This window comes from Mucilaginibacter panaciglaebae (assembly GCF_039539265.1).
Classification (GTDB): Bacteria; Bacteroidota; Bacteroidia; order Sphingobacteriales; family Sphingobacteriaceae; genus Mucilaginibacter; species Mucilaginibacter panaciglaebae.
Window position 1 is genome coordinate 1 of record NZ_BAABCV010000014.1, and the last position, 18369, is coordinate 18369.

Annotated in this window: 17 protein-coding genes; 5 read left to right on the top strand and 12 right to left on the bottom strand. The window is 44.0% G+C overall.

Features of this window, described 5'->3' with window-relative positions:
- Together ABD772_RS16270 and ABD772_RS16275 are read right to left on the bottom strand one after the other, a co-directional pair.
- Window positions 1-1288: MBG domain-containing protein (locus ABD772_RS16270; protein WP_345106858.1), on the bottom strand; the 1288-nt coding region annotated here is incomplete at its 3' end.
- A 423-nt stretch (window positions 1289-1711) separates the two neighbouring features.
- Complete coding sequence (locus ABD772_RS16275; protein WP_345106861.1) at window positions 1712-2062, bottom strand: HopJ type III effector protein; 351 nt, start codon at window positions 2060-2062, stop codon at window positions 1712-1714.
- 206 nt (window positions 2063-2268) lie between these two features.
- Between ABD772_RS16275 and ABD772_RS16280 the strand changes: the two genes are divergently transcribed.
- Both ABD772_RS16280 and ABD772_RS16285 read left to right on the top strand, forming a co-directional pair.
- Window positions 2269-4665 carry a TonB-dependent siderophore receptor gene (locus ABD772_RS16280; RefSeq protein ID WP_345106863.1) on the top strand — a complete coding sequence of 799 codons (2397 nt, stop codon included), beginning with the start codon at window positions 2269-2271 and terminating at the stop codon, window positions 4663-4665.
- A 147-nt stretch (window positions 4666-4812) separates the two neighbouring features.
- Window positions 4813-5304: a DUF421 domain-containing protein gene (locus ABD772_RS16285; RefSeq protein WP_345106866.1), complete on the top strand. Its 492-nt coding sequence runs from the start codon at window positions 4813-4815 to the stop codon at window positions 5302-5304.
- A 56-nt stretch (window positions 5305-5360) separates the two neighbouring features.
- Here the strand turns inward: ABD772_RS16285 and ABD772_RS16290 are convergent, their stop codons facing one another.
- On the bottom strand, window positions 5361-7130 hold the full coding sequence (locus tag ABD772_RS16290; RefSeq protein ID WP_345106869.1) for a thiamine pyrophosphate-requiring protein: 1770 nt from the start codon (window positions 7128-7130) through the stop codon (window positions 5361-5363).
- Window positions 7131-7248: 118 nt separating this feature from the next.
- Here ABD772_RS16290 and ABD772_RS16295 point away from each other — a divergent pair, with 118 nt between their 5' ends.
- On the top strand, window positions 7249-7434 hold the full coding sequence (locus tag ABD772_RS16295) for a DUF2188 domain-containing protein (RefSeq protein WP_345106872.1): 186 nt from the start codon (window positions 7249-7251) through the stop codon (window positions 7432-7434).
- A 3-nt stretch (window positions 7435-7437) separates the two neighbouring features.
- Window positions 7438-7821, top strand: a complete 384-nt coding sequence (locus tag ABD772_RS16300) for a YidH family protein (protein ID WP_345106875.1) — start codon at window positions 7438-7440, stop codon at window positions 7819-7821.
- A gap of 311 nt (window positions 7822-8132) precedes the next feature.
- On the opposite strand, the gene ABD772_RS16305 is transcribed toward ABD772_RS16300, so the two are convergent.
- From ABD772_RS16305 to fucP, 9 genes are all read right to left on the bottom strand, one after another.
- On the bottom strand, window positions 8133-8975 hold the full coding sequence (locus ABD772_RS16305) for a DUF2911 domain-containing protein (protein WP_345106877.1): 843 nt from the start codon (window positions 8973-8975) through the stop codon (window positions 8133-8135).
- Window positions 8976-9222: 247 nt separating this feature from the next.
- Window positions 9223-9642, bottom strand: a complete 420-nt coding sequence (locus ABD772_RS16310) for a DUF1810 domain-containing protein (protein WP_345106880.1) — start codon at window positions 9640-9642, stop codon at window positions 9223-9225.
- A gap of 43 nt (window positions 9643-9685) precedes the next feature.
- Window positions 9686-11689 (bottom strand): FAD-dependent oxidoreductase, encoded by a 2004-nt coding sequence (locus ABD772_RS16315; RefSeq protein ID WP_345106884.1) that lies wholly within the window; start codon window positions 11687-11689, stop codon window positions 9686-9688.
- Between the two features lie 371 nt (window positions 11690-12060).
- On the bottom strand, window positions 12061-12843 hold the full coding sequence (locus tag ABD772_RS16320) for an SDR family oxidoreductase (RefSeq protein WP_345106887.1): 783 nt from the start codon (window positions 12841-12843) through the stop codon (window positions 12061-12063).
- A 137-nt stretch (window positions 12844-12980) separates the two neighbouring features.
- The gene (locus tag ABD772_RS16325) at window positions 12981-13811 is read right to left on the bottom strand and encodes an amidohydrolase family protein (RefSeq protein ID WP_345106890.1); all 831 of its coding nucleotides are present in this window, start codon (window positions 13809-13811) and stop codon (window positions 12981-12983) included.
- On the bottom strand, window positions 13798-14655 hold the full coding sequence (locus tag ABD772_RS16330) for a fumarylacetoacetate hydrolase family protein (protein ID WP_345106893.1): 858 nt from the start codon (window positions 14653-14655) through the stop codon (window positions 13798-13800). Before ABD772_RS16330 ends, ABD772_RS16325 begins: the two co-directional genes overlap by 14 nt.
- 112 nt (window positions 14656-14767) lie before the next feature.
- Window positions 14768-15532 carry an SDR family NAD(P)-dependent oxidoreductase gene (locus tag ABD772_RS16335; protein WP_345106896.1) on the bottom strand — a complete coding sequence of 255 codons (765 nt, stop codon included), beginning with the start codon at window positions 15530-15532 and terminating at the stop codon, window positions 14768-14770.
- An 8-nt stretch (window positions 15533-15540) separates the two neighbouring features.
- The gene (locus ABD772_RS16340; RefSeq protein WP_345106899.1) at window positions 15541-15870 is read right to left on the bottom strand and encodes an L-rhamnose mutarotase; all 330 of its coding nucleotides are present in this window, start codon (window positions 15868-15870) and stop codon (window positions 15541-15543) included.
- Between the two features lies 1 nt (window position 15871).
- Window positions 15872-17131: an L-fucose:H+ symporter permease gene (gene fucP / locus ABD772_RS16345; RefSeq protein WP_345106903.1), complete on the bottom strand. Its 1260-nt coding sequence runs from the start codon at window positions 17129-17131 to the stop codon at window positions 15872-15874.
- Window positions 17132-17353: 222 nt separating this feature from the next.
- Between fucP and ABD772_RS16350 the strand changes: the two genes are divergently transcribed.
- A complete protein-coding gene (locus ABD772_RS16350) occupies window positions 17354-18367 on the top strand; it encodes a LacI family DNA-binding transcriptional regulator (RefSeq protein ID WP_345106906.1) in 1014 nt (337 codons plus the stop codon).
- The last annotated feature ends 2 nt before the right edge of the window (window positions 18368-18369 follow it).

The following is an 18369-nucleotide window of genomic DNA, read 5'->3' on the forward strand; positions in this document are numbered from 1 at the left end:
TTAACGCCTGGCCGTAAGTTTTATGGACAGTATTGGCCGTAATGGTAATTGCTGCTTTGTCTATGATCAGGTCTCCGGTTGCGTAGCTAATCGTATAATTACTGGCATTAAACGTTCCGCCCGTGGCAGCGCTTGGCGTGATGCTGCCGGTGTAGGTCCCTGCTGTTGCTGTGGCAGCTGCTCCTGCGCCATAAGCAATCGTGATGCTGCCTATCGTTTCCGAGTTTTGCAAGGTACCTGAGGTGATGGTGTAGGCTGTCGAGCCTGCTGCGCCAGTCAGCGTTTGTCCGTAGGTTTTATGAACAGTATTGGCCGTAATGGTAATGGCTGCCTTGTCTATGATCAGGTCTCCGGTTGCGTAGCTAATGGTATAATTACTCGCACTAAACGTTCCGCCCGTGGCCGCGCTTGGCGTGATGCTGCCGGTGTAGGTCCCTGCTGTTGCTGTCGCCGCTGCTCCTGCGCCATATGCGATGGTGATGCTGCCTATGGTTTCTGAATTCTTTAGTGAGCCGCTGGTGATCGCATAAGCTGTCGAGCCTGCTGCGCCAGTGAGCGTTTGTCCATAGGTTTTGTGGACAGTATTGGCTGTAATGGTTATTGCTGCTTTATCTACAATCAGGTTGCCTGTTGCGTAGGTAATTGCGTAATTATTGGGATCAAACGTACCGCCGGTGGCTGCGCTTGGTGTCACGCTACCTGTGTATGTCCCCGCTGCGGCTGTGGCTGCTGCTCCTGCGCCATAAGCAATCGTTACGCTGCCCATGGTTTCCGAGTTTTGTAAGGTACCTGAGGTGATCGTGTAAGCTGTCGAACCGGCTGAGCCACTTAACGTCTGACCGTAAGTTTTGTGGACATCGTTGGCTTTGATGGTTATTGGATAAGGATTAACTGTACCGGACGGCATATTCATTGTAGCAGACTGTACAGGAAAGATTATAAATATTTCGGCAGCGAACACGCTCCCAGCATAGGTGCCGGCATCTGCAGTCTTTGCTAATCTAATATAAACCGTTGTAGTAGGCACTGCTCCTGATACAACAGGTATCGACAGAAAACCATTAAAGTTTGAATTATCCAAACTCACTTCATAACCAGTCGGGGCTATAACGACAAAAGTCGAATTTGTTACACCACTTGCCGAAACCGTAAAAGATTGGGATGCAGATGCCGTCCCATAAGTGGTACTAAAAGCAGATAAGCTTCCGGTCAAAGTAACGGTAGCAAATGTCTTCGCCGGAAGAACAAACAGTAAGACTATAACGACAACACGTAAAAATTTTCCCATATCAAACCCTCAAAAATTCAAGAAAATAGATACCGGAATTCTGTTACCGACAACTGTGTAAAAACTATAGTCACAAAAAACTTCATCGTCTTTTGGGGCGATTAAATTAATTACAGGTACATGATTGAATCCGAGGACAACATGGGCACGTGCTTCAAATTAAACACTATCATCATCGTTGTCCACTTTTACGCAGACTAGGGTCAGTAAGTTCACTTTTAAATAAACTTTTATTACAACTAACGGAAGTATACCAGAAAAACTATGTATAAAGGAGATTAAACAGCCCAAGGGTCAGACCGATGCAGTTATTATTCTGCATGCGCCGATATCGATTTGGCTCGGTATAGCTAATTAGAACAATACGCACCAAAAAGGCAACACATTCTGTGGAACGGAGTGACGATCGCAAGCATAAATATGCTATTTTGCTATAAGGGCTTGTTTTTCAAAAGCTATCCCTGACCAGCCGTGGGCCATAAATTGTCTGATATTCTGGTGATCTGTTCCGCCGGGATTATCTAATACCGATTGGTAATGTTCTGCAAACAGAAGAAGTGTATCTGCTGCACTCAAGTTATTTAGCTGTGCAAAAGCAAAGACTCTGGCACTACCTTGGTTTTGTGTCGATTCGTTAATGGCGTCGCCATTTTTGAAAGCAGTTGGCTGATGCTGGTAGCGAACTTCAATAAACTCGATAACATCTTTAAATAAAAGCGATTTAGCTTTCAATTTTCCAAGCAAGCTGCTTAATTGTTCTGGCGTCTCGAACATCTTATACTGATATAAATGAGTTTTTAAAGCTACAACAGTATTATTGATAAATAGCGATGAAAAGACATCATTAAGCTATGAATCCTCTAAATTATTGATATCCAATCATAAAATAAATTATAAAAAATTGCACAAAATTATTTGGTACGATAAGGTTTTTAATGTTTCTTTGCGCTTGTTTAGAATTAATCTAATTAAAAATTAAAATGAAAAACCTTATACTTATTCTTTTCACACTTATTTGCATTCCCGCTGTCTATGCGCAACAGCACGGCAGCGTGAGCGGTGTTGTAACCTCAACTGATGGTAGTCCTGTTGCTTATGTTACTGTAGCACTTAAGGGTACCTCTTATGGTACGTCGACTACCGACAAAGGACATTATCACCTTGGCCGCATTAACCCGGGTACTTATACCGTTTGTGTAACAGCAATTAACATCGTATCCCAGGAAAAACAGGTGACAGTAGTAGCCGGCGAAACCACCGCTATCAACTTTATGTTAGACCTCAGCACTTCGCAATTGCGTGAGGTGTTAGTAAACGCCCGTAACAACAGTGTTAAAATGGATAATCCGTCGCAATCGCTGCGCTTACAGGAACCGTTGTTGCAGGTACCGCAAAATATACAGGTGGTAACAGCTCAATCGCTTAAAGAACAACAGATCATCAGCATGAGCGATGGCCTTATCCGTAACGTGAGCGGAGCCGTACGTTTAGAACACTGGGGAGATCTGTATACTAATATTACTATGCGCGGTTCGCAAATCCAGGCTTTTCGCAATGGTTTTAATGTAGTAAGTTCTTACTGGGGACCACTTACTGAAGATATGAGCTTTGTCGACCACATTGAATTTGTGAAAGGTCCTGCAGGTTTTATGCTGTCAAACGGAGACCCAAGCGGTTTGTATAATGTAGTAACTAAAAAGCCTACAGGTGAAACTAAAGGTGAGTTTAGCTACACCGTAGGAAGCTTTAACCTTAACCGTGCGACACTTGATCTTGATGGTAAATTGAGTAAAGACGGAAAGCTTCTATATCGTTTAAACCTGGCTGCGCAAAATAAAGACTCATTCCGTCCTAATGAATTTAATGACCGTTATGCCATTGCACCGGTAATTTCATATCAAATTGATGATAAGACCAAATTAACCGCAGAGTATATTTATCAACGTGCGCATATGTCAGATGTAGGTTCATATTACGTATTTAGCCCTAAAGGGTACGGCGTATTGCCCCGCGATTTTACCCAAGCTCCGGCAGGCTTACCTCCAACCATTATCAACGACCATAGCTTTACCATAAACCTGCAGCATCAATTGTCTGATAACTGGAAATTAACAGCGCAGGCAGCCCGCTACAACTATTCACAATTAGGTACCTCAATGTGGGCCGACACTGTATTTGCTGATGGCAGATATGTACGTAACGCCGGCATTTGGGAGGCAGAAAGCAGCATGTCGTTAGCTCAGATCTTTTTGAATGGCAGGGTAACTACCGGCAAAGTTGTACACAAAATTTTAGGCGGGATAGACATGGCCGACAAAAAGTATGTTGCCGATTATGCTCAAACCAAATCGTTGGACACCAAAGCAATTCCTTTTAACCCATATGAGTCTGGCATACCTACTTTAAATAATCCGTCAAACGGCTACCCTACATTTAACCGTACCTTAAACTTAGAGGCCCGCGCGGCTGCCGGATTTGGTTTGATTAACTCGCGTTATTCAAGTTTATACGTGCAGGATGAGCTCGGTTTCCTGAATAATAAAATCCGGTTAACACTGGCAGGCCGTTATACTTCGATACAAATGTCAGACTTTAACACTCCCGAGTCGGCTAAGCATTTTACGCCGCGTGTAGGTGTAAGTGCCTCAATAGACGACCAGACATCGGTTTATGGCCTGCATGATGAAACGTTTTTACCACAAGCAGGTAAAGTAAGCGTCGGTACTTTACAGCCCTTAACAGGTAACAATACCGAGTTCGGTATCAAAAAAGACTGGGCCGATGGTAAATGGAATACCACTTTGTCTGTGTATCAAATATTAAGAAATAATGAGCTAACTGCCGATCCGAATGCTGCCCCAGGTTCAAACACCAGCATCGTGTTTGGTCAAAAACGATCTCAAGGATTGGAGTTTGATCTGCGTGGAGAACTGTTACCAGGCCTTGATGTAACTGCTAATTATGCTTTTACAGATTCAAAAGTAAGTAAGGTAAATCCTGATCTTGCTTCATCTCCCGGCAATACCATTAACGTAGGTGATGTGGTGCCCGGTTATTCTAAACACGTTGCCAATGCCTGGTTAAGTTATAAAGTACTTAGCGGCGAACTGAAAGGTGCCGGCGTTTCATTAGGCGGAACTTATCTTGCGGGACGTCAAACCGACACCTGGAGCGTGGGCCTTGAAAGATTGCCTGATTACTTCAAAATGGATGGCGGTTTATTTTGGGAAGGCAGTAAAATGCGCATAACTGTTAATGCTTTCAATATACTTGATAAATACACTTATAGCGGGTCTTATTACAGTTTCCTGAATGCTTACTACTGGCAGGCAGATGCACCACGCAGTTACCGCTTGTCCATCGCTTACAAGTTCTAATCCTAATACTAAATCATTACGACAAAACCCAACCATCTGGTTGGGTTTTGTCGTTAATAAAATTTGATACGCAGCCTGTCATCAGCACACAAATACAATGGCAAATTGTTATAATGCCAATTAACAATCTAATAACAATTGCTTCATATGACGTTTCCGGCTGATGAAATTTTTGGTAGCGGCACCAATCTGAGTGTTTTACAGATGAGTAGTCGCGGTGTAGTTATTTTTTTGCTGGCGCTGATCATGATCCGCGTTTCGGGCCGCAGGTCATTCGGATTACGCACACCGGTGGATAATATTATTTCAATACTTTTGGGTGCGGTTTTAAGTAGGGCTGTTGTGGGTGCATCTCCGTTTTTACCCGTCATGGTTACATGTTTTATTGTGGTAGGTATACATCGTGCCCTGGCTTGGTTTATAGCACGATATCCGTCTTTTAGTAGTTTTATTGAGGGAAATAAAATATTAATTTACCAGGACGGCACGTTTTTAGAGGATAACATGAAACGCGTCCAAATTTGCCGCGAAGACGTTATGCAGGGTATCCGCCGCCAGACAACAACTGAGGATTTAGATCAGATTGACCATATCTACATTGAACGCAATGGCGAGATTAGCGCTATTAAAAAAAAGTAAACCTGGTTAAAGCAGCTTATGACGCCAGTTTTCTGGTTGACGTCAAATCAATACTATCAGGCGAAAACATCCTTAAACGTTTGGGTAATTACACCCAGTTCATGAGGGTCGCCTTTTAGCATGGCTTTGCTAAATTTCACCATTTGCTCGAAACTAATATGCGGCGGAATGTTAGGTACGTTTGGATCAACAACTACTTCTACCAAAGCGGGGCGGTCTGCAGAAAAAGCTGCATCAAGGGCGGCTTCAATTGCATCAGGGCGATCCACTTTGATACCTTTAAGACCTAACATTTCTGCATAACCTGCATAAGGAAAATCCAGTAATTCCTGCGAACCCACAAATTCAGGGTTACCAGAAGTGACACGTTGCTCCCAGGTTACCATGTTCAGATCACCATTGTTAAGTACCACGATCACCATCCGGGGGTCGGCCCAGGTTTTCCAAAATTTGGCGATGGTGATCATGCTGTTAATACCCAGCATCTGCATGGCTCCGTCGCCAATCAAAGCAATGGGTATCCTATCGGGATAGGCAAACTTAGCCGCAACCGAATAAGGTATGGCCGGACACATTGTTGCCAGTGTACCTGACAATGAAGCTTTCATACCTTCACGAATCTTAATGTTCCTTGCAAACCAACTGGCAGATGAGCCGGAATCGGCAGTAATAATACAGTTATCCGGGAGTTTAGGTGACAATTCCCAAAAAACCCGTTGCGGATTGATCGGGTTGGCTTCTTTCATTGATTTTTCCCCGACAATGTTCCACCATTCTGCAACACTAGCTTTTATCTTGTCCTGCCATGATCGGTCTGTTTTCCTTTTTATCAGTGGAATTAATGCTTTCAATGTCGCTTTACTATCACCTGCCAGGTTTACCTCCATTGGGTACCGCAAGCTCAGCATACGGCTATCGATATCTATTTGTACACCGCGCGCCTGTCCCTCATCGGGTAGAAACTCTGAATAAGGAAAACTGCTGCCAATCATTAACAGTGTATCACATTCGGTCATCAAATCCCAACTGGGTTTGGTGCCCAACAGACCTATGGCGCCGGTAACGTAAGGTAGATCATCTGGCAATGCAGCACGGCCCAGCAGCGCTTTGGCAACACCCGCTCCCAGCAATTCTGTTATCTGCTGCACTTCTTCAGATGCACCAATAGCGCCGGCACCGATGAGTATGGCCACCTTTTTCCCTGAATTAAGTACATCGGCAGCTTTTTGTAATTCAGTTGTTGGCGGTACGGGGGTTTCCACGGCATGGCCTACACCGGTAAAAACGCTACCGTGTTTTTTTGGCGGCGCTTCCACGGCATCCATCTCCTGTAAATTATTGGGCAGGATAATACAGGTTACTGTACGTTGTGCTTTAGCAATCCGCACAGCTCGGTCAACCAGTTGACGAGCCTGTGCAGGGTCGGTAAGCATCTGTACATACTCGCCCGCCACGTCTTTGAAAAGCGAAAGCAGATCAACTTCCTGCTGATAGTTACTTCCCATCGAAGTACTGGCTTGCTGGCCAACTATGGCCACCACCGGCTGATGATCGAGCTTGGCATCATACAATCCATTGAGTAAGTGAATAGCGCCTGGCCCGGAAGTTGCAATACAGACACCTACTTCGCCCGTGAATTTAGCATGCGCACAAGCCATAAATGCGGCTATTTCCTCGTGCGCTACTTGTATAAACTCCATTTCTTCTTTAGCCCGGTCTAAAGCCCCCATTACGCCGTTAATGCCGTCGCCGGGATAACCAAACACACGTTTGATGCCCCACTCGCCTAAGCGTTGCACTATAAAGTCACTTACCTGCTTGCTCATAATTCATGCCCCCTATATGTCAGATAACAGGCGGCTTAAGAGCATTGTTTAGATAATATTACAATAAAACCCTATGGCCCCAATATTGTTAATGAATTAAAATGAAAGGAACAGTATTATGCCATGGTATAACGGCGATTATCCGCCATCCTATAAAAACCAGCCTAAACACATTCGTGAAAAGGCTACTGAGATAGCCAACGAAGTTTTGAAAACCACCGGAAACGAAGGAGAGGCCATTGCCACCGGACTTAAGCAAGCGCGTGCGCACTTTGCCAAAGAGCAAAAAGAGAAAAAGGACTAAACTTTGGAGCAAGGGCCTAAAATTAAAATTGGCGCCAGTGACCATCTGGCTAATGAGCGCACTTTCCTGGCGTGGATCAGAACTGCCATCGCGTTAATGGGCTTTGGCTTTGTGGTGGTTAAGTTCTCACTTTTTGTGAGGCAGCTTTCGCTGGCAGTTGCGGGGCATACTGTCATACCGGCAAGGGGTTTCTCGGGCGTTATTGGTATGTGCCTGGTAGCTATCGGGGCTTTAACAGCGCTGATTGGTTATCTGCGTTATCAACGTGTCGAGAAACAGCTCTTAAATCATGCCTTTTACCCTAAATCGCGCTTGTTGCTGGTGTTAACTGTAGGCGTTATTGCGGGCAGCTTGTTGCTATTATATTATTTACTGCCGAATTTGTAAATTAATTTCATTCAAAGTGTTTCACTTTTCAAGTGAAACACTTTGAAACAGTATTATCATCTAACTATTTGATTATAAAATACTTAACAAAAGAAGGTGAAACACTTTGAAACAGTACCAATCCTTTAGGAAACACCACGTAAATAATTACAAATAAGCTATTTATGATTTTTTCGGCTTTTTTAGCCGAATTAGTTGAAACACCTAAGTGAAACACCCTTAATAAAATTTTCTTCGAAGAAGAGCCCTTGACATGTTTTTAAAAGCCCCTCGGTACCGGGAGTGGCATAACTAAAAACTAACTAAACTAATTATTTTGCTGCGTCAGCAAGTACTTCCTTGTTCATGCGGGCATATTCAACATCATTGGCTTTTGTAGCCAGATTCAGGCCCTCGGTAGCTGTGGCTATAGCACCTTTTTTATCGCCCATTTTTAATTTGATACGTGCTATCCAATATTTAATATTATCAGAATTGGGTTGCGCCTTGTCCTGTACTTCCATCCATTCAAGCGCTTTTTTCAAATCTTTGTTGTTATTATAATAATAGATGGCCGCAGAATAGTATGGCTTTTTATCGCTTTGCATAGCGCGGTCTATATTGGCCATTACTTTAGTATCCACATCAATTTTTAAATGCAGGCCGGTTTGCACATGCTCCCAGTTTAACTGTAAAAAACAGTCGGTTGGAGTAGCGTTTGCAAAATCAAAAGTCAAGGTTTCTGTTAAGGCAGATGTGGTTTTAACCGGCACTGTAAAACGTATCACATCGTCGCTTTCTTTATAGGTATAGGCTCCCCACTGTTTAGAGGTTTTATTGAGGATGAAAATCCATTCCTTTTGGCCGGGGATGCTAAACAAGCCATACTCGCCGGCTGCCACAGATTTACCCTCCATGGTAACATCATCAGTAAATTTAATGGTTGTTGCCCAATTGGCCCCGGTGCGCCAAACTTTTCCGTAAGGTTCCATGTAACCAAAAATCTTACGGCCCTTAACACTGGGGCGCGAATAGGTTAAAGTGACCTGCCCCAGGCCAAAGCCCTGTATAATAGTTTGCGGGGTACTTGGTTGAGGGATAGTCAGGTCCTGCGCGGTTACGGTAAAAACGCCAAGTGACAGCAGAACAGCCAGGCAGATAATTGTTTTTTTCATAGTAATATGATTTCAGTAATTGGTTATAATACGCAATTTAAAATATACGCCAGGAAGCCCTGCATAGTTGCCTCTCCTGCCGTTGTATCAATTGCCGGCCTTGTAACATTTATATAGTCGTCTATACAAGTTACTTTTGATTACCTTAAATTCGTATCGATTTAGAGTAAATTTCATTTACTCTAAATCATTTAACCGGGGATGGTGGTACGTTCCCGGTTTTTATATGGCCAATTATTGCTACTTTTTAAATCTCGCCCAATAAATTTAAAGTAGCATTATCCATCTTACCATCAAAAAATTTGTCGAGCACCGATTTAAAAACCGGATAAGCATCAGGCAATGAAGCAAACAAGGTCATAGACGACCGCAGCTTCATGTCATCCGGCGTGCCTAATACCTCATAAGCATTGTTACTTTTCAAATCAAGCAAAGCGGTACAAATCTCAATTAAGCGCTGCCCCAGCAACGGATGTTTAATATACGCCTCGGCCTCATCAAGGTTCTTTATAGCATAACGTTTTGACATCTCACTAAAGCCCAATCCCTGTATCTGCGGAAATATATACCACATCCAATGGTTGCGTTTACGGCCGCTCTTTATTTCGGCCAGTGCATTAGCATAATCATGCTCCTGTGCATTAATAAATCGTTGTAGATCGTCCATATCACTTTAATAACAATAAATCTGCCAGTCTGATCTGTGATTATTATTGACTTTCAGGTACCAACAATACCGCATCGGCAACAACCACTCCATTTGCATTTTTATTGGATATAGCCACATAAGCATTTTTGCCGACATTAAATTGCTGGCTGCCCATCGACACCCATTCGCCAGAAGTCTGACCTACTACCTGAACCTGATTTTTATCGATAGTTTTATTGACGACGTTTCGTCCGTCGGATATCTCCACTTGGGTAGTGCTTGTACTATGCCCTACTTTTGGACAATACACATAAATATGATAATTGCCTGTTTTTTTTATTTGCGGGATAAATTTGATCTCGGCGGCGGTGCTTTTAGCGGTATCGGTGAAAAAAGACGGTCCGTAGCCACCCACCGTCTCACGTTTCCATTGCCCGGTTTTAACAACATTTTCTGTATCATCATTATCAACTAAAATCTCCGGTGTACTGCCGTCCACCAATGGGTTGTCAATCAGTGTTGATTGCAATTGCCTGACATCTATTTGCTGCACGTCTACTTTCTTATCAATGGCCTGGCAAGCCGCCACGGCTGCCGACTGAGCCAGCACCATAAACACCGGCTCCATACGAATGGAACCATAGGCCATGTGGCTGGCCGACAAACACACCGGCACCAACAAATTACCACACTGATTATTTTTTGGAGTGATAGAGCGATACGCTATCGGGTATGGGTTAATACCGCGCAGCTGCACATCACCTTCATTCTTAACCATGCCGTTCACAACCAGTCGCTCGGCGTTGTGCGAGTCCATATTGTAGGCGCCCATGCCAATTTTGTCGTCGACCACCTCTTTGCGCAGGCAATTAGCCTCCGTCATCACATAAGCACCCAGCATTCGCCGCGCTTCGCGGACATAAAGTTGTGGGGTAAAGTGACTGGAGCGGAGGTACTCATCTTTTGGATAACCCCACTTTAACATTTGAGCCTGTAGCTTAGCCGGCATTCGCGAATCATGGCCAATAAAGTATAAAAAACCTTTGGTATAATCTTCATGCGCTTTGATGATAGCCGCACGAGTGGCATAATCGCCATCGGGGTAAGCATAGTTCATGCCTATCATATCTGTACTAAACGGACCATTATTGTTAATGTCTGTCTTGTGGTTAGGCATCATATCGGGTTTCAGGAACGCGCTCCAGTCTCTGGGTGGTTTAGCCTGCAGATATCGGAGTAATAATTCATAATGCGTTGAATCATACCCAGGCGGACGGGTAATTTCTATCATATTCGCCGGATCATTAGTCAGGCACAATCTGAAATTATAAGCCTGTATCTTTTTGTCGCCGCTCCCAATTGGCGCCAGCTTTTCGTCACTGATACCCCAAAGCAAACCGCTTTCTGGCTTACCCGAAATTTTATATGGATCGACGCCATTGGGAAATTGATGCTGATCCTTCAGTTGTACGCCATCCACTGTCTCCTTATAAACTGAGTTGGCCTCGCGGCCCGTGGTATAGCTAACACCGGCCTTCGCCATCAGATCGCCCTCATAACTGCAATCAATAAATTGTTTGGCCTTAATAGTTTGTATTTGGGCGGATGGATGCAATGAATTTTCTAAATCAATACCGACAATATGGTTGTCAGATTTATTGACTTTGTGCAGGCGGCTTTCATATATCACCTTAAAATTACCACGCCTTACATAGTCCAGGAAAATCGATTCGGCGACTTTTGGCTCAAAGGTCCATTGTTCAAATTTACCATAGTGCTGCCCTACACGGCGGTAAAAATCACGCGCGAGGCCGGTTACTACGTATTTATTGCCGATATCGGTAAAACCCAGCCCACCGCTCGAAAGGCCGCCCAGGCGGTTGCCCGGCTCAATGAGTATTACGTTCTTGCCCAACCTAGCCGCCGCATAAGCCGCTATTACCCCGGCAGAGGTTCCGCCGTAAACACATACGTCAATATTTGCTTGATTGCGTTTGGGCTGCGAATTTGCGGTGTTTAAAAAAGTAACTAATAGTGCAAAGCACCAGGCGAAGAATTTGAACATAGGTTTGCTAATTGGTTATTTGCAAATCTATCATTGATTGGGCGTATATCAAAGTGGGGGTGAGCTGCAGGCTCATTACATAGTGGTTAGAAGTTAAGAACTTCAAACATCGGAATTATTAAACGGGTTTTATGTTAAACATAAGGGCAAAGGCCAAATGAACGCTTTGTAATCCCAACGCTCCCCGTTCGAGTGCCTTAGGGTGACACCTGTTTAGACATGAAGTTTGTCATATCCTTTAGATTAGCTTCAACAAAATAGTATCGATTATTATTGTTGAAGCTAATCTAAATGAATGACATCGAATAAAAATATGTCATTTCACCTCCAGAGGTTGCGGATTTTAAAACGCAGAATAACAAATTATGGAGCTACTCAATCACCCTATCCAGATGCGTATAACCACCATCAACATGTATAAGTTGACCAGTAGTGTGGCTTGATGCTTCTGACAAAAGGAAAATCACCATATTGGCAATTTCCTCAGCAGTAGTCATCCGGTGACCAAGCGGAATATTTTTCACAATATCTTTTAATTTAGCCTCAGGGTCTTCCATGGTAGCGATGTAAGCTTCATAAAGCGGCGTCCAGCACTCGGCTACGATCACTGCGTTAACGCGGATACCATACGGTAATAATTCAACGGCCCATTCGCGGGTAAGAGCGTTACGTCCGCCATTTGCGGCAGCATACGCAGAGGTGTTTCCCTGGCCGGTTTCTGCTACTTTTGAGCCGATGTTTACAATGTTGCCTTTTGATTTTTTCAACTCAGGCAGCGCGAATTTAGCCATAAGGTAGTAATGTGTAACGTTGCGATGTAAGCTGCGTACAAAGTCGTCATAATTGCCCTTTTCAAGGCCTACACCGTCATTCACACCGGCATTGTTTATCAGTCCTTCAATGCGTCCGAATTTGGCAATAACGGCGTTTACCGCTTTTTCGCATTCCGCCGGATCGGTTAACTCTGCCTGTACCTGGAAACTCTCAACGCCCCGTGCCTTAAGGCTTTCAACCACTTTCAAGTTATCCGCCTCTTTGCGGCCAATTATCACCGGGATGGCTCCCTCATTTGCCAGCACGTTCACAATGCCCTCGCCAATGCCCTTTGCACCGCCGGTTACTATTACCACTTTATTTTTTAACTGCAGATCCATATTAGATTTTTATAATTGATTCTTCTCTCAATAAACAACATCTGTAATCTTGACCAACGGGAGAGATCTGTACACTGTTAAGAAACTCGTGTATAGATTTCTGCTATCGCTCGAAAATGACAGAGGATAGTATAGGTTTACAACCCGTAAAACTTAACCGCGTTCCCACCCCAAAACTTATCCCGTTCATCAGCAGAAAGTTTAGAAACATAAGCCTCTGGTATTGCCAGCATCTCACCGTAAGTCGCCGCTACACGACACACCGGCCAGTCAGAGCCATACATTACCCGGTCGGCACCAAAAGCTTCAAAAACTATGTCCATATAAGGCATAAAGTCTTCGGGTTTCCAGTTTTTCCAGTCGGCCTCAGTTACCATGCCAGATAATTTACAGTTTACGTTTTCATTTTTGGCTACGGCTTTCATGTCCTTAGCCCATTGGTTTATTTCGTGTTGTTTTATTTGCGGCTTCGCCAGATGATCGATCACAAAAGGCTGATCAGGGAACGCAGCGGCAAACTCATTAGCAAACGCAATCTGATCCGTATAGATCAGAATATCATAGGTATAGCCAAACTGTTTCAGTTTGCCGATGCCCCGTTTAAAATCGCCCTGAAGCATATAAGCACGGTCGGATTCTCCTTGTAAAATGTGGCGAAAGCCCTTCATTTTGTCGAACTGCTTATAGTAATTCAATCGCTCCTCAATATTTTCGGCTTTAAAATCAACCCAGCCAACCACACCTTTTATAAAATCGTTATTGACGGCTTGCTCCAGCAAGAAATGGTTCTCTGTTTCCGACTGGTCGGCTTGCACAGATATACAGCCATGAAAGCCGTACTCTTGCAGTATCGGCTCCAGATCATGCGGGAGGAAATCCTGACGGATGATCTCCATATCGTCGTTGATCCAGGCGTAAGCTACCGGGTCGTAATTCCAAAAATGTTGATGCGAATCAATTCTTTGCATAAGCTTTCACTTCTTGTCTCGACTCACCCAGGCCGTCGATACCCAACTCCATTACATCGCCGGCTTTCAGGTATACCGGTGGATTAAAGCCCAGACCCACACCAGCCGGCGTTCCGGTAGATATAATATCACCAGGTAAAAGGGTCATGAACTTACTTACATAAGCAATCACAAACGGCACATTGAAGATGAAGTTTGAGGTATTGCCATTTTGCATGGTCTCGCCGTTAACCTTTAGCCATAAGCGCAGGTTATTGATATCACCCAATTCATCCGGCGTAGCCATAAACGGACCAACCGGTGCAAAGGTATCGCAGCCCTTACCTTTATCCCAGGTGCCGCCACGTTCAATCTGAAACTCGCGTTCAGAAACATCGTTATGCAAAGCATATCCGGCAACGTAATTCAATGCTTCCGGCTCCTCTACATAACTCGCTTTTTTGCCGATCACTACTGCTAATTCAACTTCCCAATCCGTCTTCACGGAATCGCGCGGGATGACCACATCATCATTCGGGCCAGCCAGTGCGGTAGTCGATTTCATAAATAAAACTGGCTCGGCAGGTACCTGAGCGTTGGTCTCCCTGGCGTGGTCGGCATAGTTTAAACCGATGCAAAGGATCTTTGATGGTCTGGCCACCGGGCTGCCTAAGCGTTCGCTGTCAGCAACTTTGGGTAATTTACCTTCATTGTCCGCCAGGAACTTTTTAAGCCTGTTTAATCCATCGTTTTCAAAGAAAGCTTCGTTATAATCCTCGCCGAAGGCTGAGGTATCGAATTTAGCATTGTTTATAATGACACCGGTTTTCTCTTTACCCTGTGCGCCGTATCGTATTAGTTTCATAAAGCTTCAGCCCCTCTAGATCTCCCCCGGTAGAGGAGACTTTTGTTTTATTGTGCTATTTATTAATAATTCTTTAAAGCCCTCCCTACCGGGGAGGGTTGGGTGGGGCCTGTTAATTATTCAATTTCACAAACCCACCATCCAGCAGATAATCGCAACCGGTAACAAAGCCTGCTTCGTCGCTGCACAGGTATAGCGCCAATGCGGCAACTTCTTCAGGCTTGCCCATGCGGCCTATTGGCTGACTTTTGGATAATTTTTCGAATATTTCTTGCTCCTTGCCTGCATAATTTTTGGCGATAAAACCGTCCACAAAAGGAGTGTGAACTCTTGCCGGTGAAATACTATTGCAACGGATGTTGTCATTCAGGTAATCGCGCGCTACAGATAGTGTCATTGTATACACGGCGCCCTTACTCATTGAATAGGCAAAACGGCTGGTTATACCTACGGTAGCTGCTATTGATGCCATATTTAAAATAACACCTTTGCCTTTGTTTTTCATCAGTGGAATAGCCGCAAAAAGCGAATTATAAACGCCCTTAATGTTCACGCTCACTATGCGGTCAAAATCGGCCTCGCTGGTTGTAGTAGCTTCGCCGATATGGGCGATTCCGGCATTGTTTACGAGGATATCGATTACACCTATTTTGTTATAAATATCCAATACCTGCTGCTGATTGCTCACATTGCAGCTGTAAGCCAGGGCCTTGCCGCCCGCCTGGGTAATCTCATTAACTGTCTCGGCTGCTGCATCGGCATTTAGCTCCATGATATGTACCGTGGCTCCCGCTTCAGCAAACAGTACAGATATGGCTCGCCCTATGCCGCTTCCTCCCCCCGTTATTACTGCTGACTTTTCTTTTAAACTAAACATTTGTATTTCTATAGATTGAAGATTTTATTCATCAATACCCACTTCTCGCCGGCCTTCGCGCCCGGCAGGGCCTGCTGGTATTTCCACATCAACTCTTCCCACTCCTGCACTTTCGGATTAGCTGCGTCCATAGCACCTTTCTTCGCGAAACTGAAACTTGCATCGGTCTCCATGATCATGAACAGACGATTAAAGCAGCGGTAAATCTCCATACCGGTAATACCTCCGGTAACAATGCTTTCCCGTATTTCGGGCCAAATCGACTCGTGGTATTTCTCGTACTCAGCAATCAGTTGCGGGTCATCCTTCAAATCAAGCGCTAAACAATATCTGGCCATATTATGCTTTAACTACTTTATGTCCCTTGATACCATAATACAATACTATGGCGAAGCAGATCAACGGTACGATATAAGCCATCTGTATGCTACCGGTTTTGTCTGATATCAAACCCATAAATAACGGCGCCACACCGCCGCCTATAATAGACATTACCAGGAATGATGAAGCAATCTTGGTTTCTTCGCCCAAACCTTTTATACCCAAAGCAAATATAGTGGGAAACATGATGGACATAAAAAATGGCACCGCCATTACTGCGTATAACGCCACGGTACCATGCGTTGTTAAACCGATGGCTAATAGTAATACGCTGATAGCCGAGTATATGCTCAGCAGTTTAGCTGGATCAATAAATTTCATAAAGAAGGTACCCGCAAAGCGGCCCACCATAAAACCTCCCATAGCTATCATACCCCATAAAAACGCGGCGTCTTTTTCGGCTATATCGGCTACAAATTTAGCGTAACGAATAAAAAAGCTGGCCACGCCAACCTGTGCACCAACATAAAAAAATTGCGCTACTACTGCCCATGACAAATGCTTGTGTTTTAATACCGCTACCGAAAAATCGGTACCCGGCGCATGGCTTTCAACAGCACTGTCATCCTCTTTAACATCAGGAATGCGGGTGAATACAAAAAGTAATATCAGGATCAATACAGCTATCCCGATAACTAAATATGGCAATTTTACCGTGTCGGCTTCTGACTGCAGATAAGCGGAAAGCTGTGCCACCGACATATGTTTTAATTCATCGGGCGTGTGTTCAATGCCAGAAAGTATTACACGGCCACCTATGATAGGTGCGACGCATGCTCCCAGACCGTTAAATGATTGTGCAAAATTTAATCGCTGTGCCGACGTCTTTTTGTCTCCCAAAACCGAAACATAGGGATTGGCCACCGTTTCTAAAAATGTGGCCCCGCTGGCTATGATAAACAGCGCCACCAGGAAGAACGTATAACTTTGTGCGTTTGCTGCAGGAATAAACAACAATGCCCCTGCTCCGAACAGCGCAAGCCCCAAAATGATGCCCTTCTTATAGCTGTATTTATGAACAAATAAACCGGCCGGTATAGCTACTAAAAAATAGCCTAGATAAACCGCCGAGTCAATAAAAGACGACTGGGTATCGCTTAACTGGCATGCCTTTTTTAAGTGCGGAATAAGAATGGAGTTAATGTTGTGCAAAAACGCCCAAAGAAAAAATAACGAGGTCACCAGGATCAATGGGAACAGGTATTTGTTTTTTGACATAATTAAGTATGGTTGGTTTTTAATTGGTTATAGCAAAGAAAGCACATTCAGCTGTTAAAAATGATATTTTATCATTAAAATATTACACAATTTTGGCATGTTTAAGTTGATTATGTGTAACATCATGCCAATTGATAACTAAAATTTTATACAAACGTTACCGATTTCAATTTTTTATGGCTCTCATTTTAATTAGCCGTATTATTGTATTCGCTAAATAAAATGTACAAACCTGCCACCATAAAAGATATCGCCCTGGCACTCCACCTGTCCCCTTCGACGGTGTCACGTGCACTGCGCGATGGCTACGAAATAAGCGAGGAAACCAAAAAACTGGTGGTGGCCTATGCCGAAAAGGTAAATTACAAATCAAACCCAATAGCGCTGAGCCTGAAAAACAAGCGTAGCTACTCTATAGGCATTGTGGTGCCTAAACTGGCCAATAGCTTTTTTTCGCAGGCGATTGCAGGTATAGAATCCATTGCTTATGAGCGGGGTTATCATACCATTATTACCCAAACTCATGATTCGACCGAGCGCGAGCGGGCCAACGTGCATCACCTTGCACAGCGGTCGGTTGATGGTTTGCTCATCTCCGTGTCGGCAGAGACTTCAGACTTTAATTTCCTGAAAACCTTGCACGATGATGGCCTGCCGATCGTTTTCTTTGACCGTATTATTGATGAGATCGATACTTTTAAAGTGACATCAGATAATTTCAAAGGCGCTTATAACGCGGTTGAGTCGCTGATTAAAGCCGGGAAACATAAGATCGCCCTGCTTTCCAACTCGCCGCATTTATCTATTACCAATGAGCGGCTATCAGGTTATATGAAAGCTTTGGTCGACAATCATATTCCATTCAGATCTGAGTTAATCCGTAATTGTAATAAGGGCGGCAATGATTACCAGGAGGTTGAAGATGCGGTAAAAGATTTGCTTCATATGCCCGAAAAACCCGATGCTATCTTCATCAGCAGTGACCGGATCAGCATATCATGTGTGCGGGCTTTAAAAAGCCTTAATTTCAATCCCAAAGAAATAGCCATAGCCGGTTTCGCCAATTCAGACGTAGTAGACTTGCTATACCCTTCGCTATCCTATGTCAAACAAAAATCGTTCGAAATGGGTCAGATAGCTGTTGAAATGCTACTGAAATTAATCGAAAGCAAGTATCCGATCACCGAATTTGAGACCCGCATATTGGATACTGAGTTTCATTTGAGCCCGCTCTAAAT

Coding starts and splice junctions, on each gene's coding strand:
- ABD772_RS16335 (WP_345106896.1), bottom strand. CDS start 15,532: ATGTTTAGTTTAAAAGAAAAGTCAGCAGTAATAACGGGGGGAGGAAGC.
- ABD772_RS16295 (WP_345106872.1), top strand. CDS start 7,249: ATGCCATGGTATAACGGCGATTATCCGCCATCCTATAAAAACCAGCCT.
- ABD772_RS16350 (WP_345106906.1), top strand. CDS start 17,354: ATGTACAAACCTGCCACCATAAAAGATATCGCCCTGGCACTCCACCTG.
- ABD772_RS16325 (WP_345106890.1), bottom strand. CDS start 13,811: ATGCAAAGAATTGATTCGCATCAACATTTTTGGAATTACGACCCGGTA.
- ABD772_RS16340 (WP_345106899.1), bottom strand. CDS start 15,870: ATGGCCAGATATTGTTTAGCGCTTGATTTGAAGGATGACCCGCAACTG.
- ABD772_RS16280 (WP_345106863.1), top strand. CDS start 2,269: ATGAAAAACCTTATACTTATTCTTTTCACACTTATTTGCATTCCCGCT.
- fucP (WP_345106903.1), bottom strand. CDS start 17,131: ATGTCAAAAAACAAATACCTGTTCCCATTGATCCTGGTGACCTCGTTA.
- ABD772_RS16305 (WP_345106877.1), bottom strand. CDS start 8,975: ATGAAAAAAACAATTATCTGCCTGGCTGTTCTGCTGTCACTTGGCGTT.
- ABD772_RS16320 (WP_345106887.1), bottom strand. CDS start 12,843: ATGGATCTGCAGTTAAAAAATAAAGTGGTAATAGTAACCGGCGGTGCA.
- ABD772_RS16315 (WP_345106884.1), bottom strand. CDS start 11,689: ATGTTCAAATTCTTCGCCTGGTGCTTTGCACTATTAGTTACTTTTTTA.
- ABD772_RS16275 (WP_345106861.1), bottom strand. CDS start 2,062: ATGTTCGAGACGCCAGAACAATTAAGCAGCTTGCTTGGAAAATTGAAA.
- ABD772_RS16290 (WP_345106869.1), bottom strand. CDS start 7,130: ATGAGCAAGCAGGTAAGTGACTTTATAGTGCAACGCTTAGGCGAGTGG.
- ABD772_RS16330 (WP_345106893.1), bottom strand. CDS start 14,655: ATGAAACTAATACGATACGGCGCACAGGGTAAAGAGAAAACCGGTGTC.
- ABD772_RS16310 (WP_345106880.1), bottom strand. CDS start 9,642: ATGGACGATCTACAACGATTTATTAATGCACAGGAGCATGATTATGCT.
- ABD772_RS16285 (WP_345106866.1), top strand. CDS start 4,813: ATGACGTTTCCGGCTGATGAAATTTTTGGTAGCGGCACCAATCTGAGT.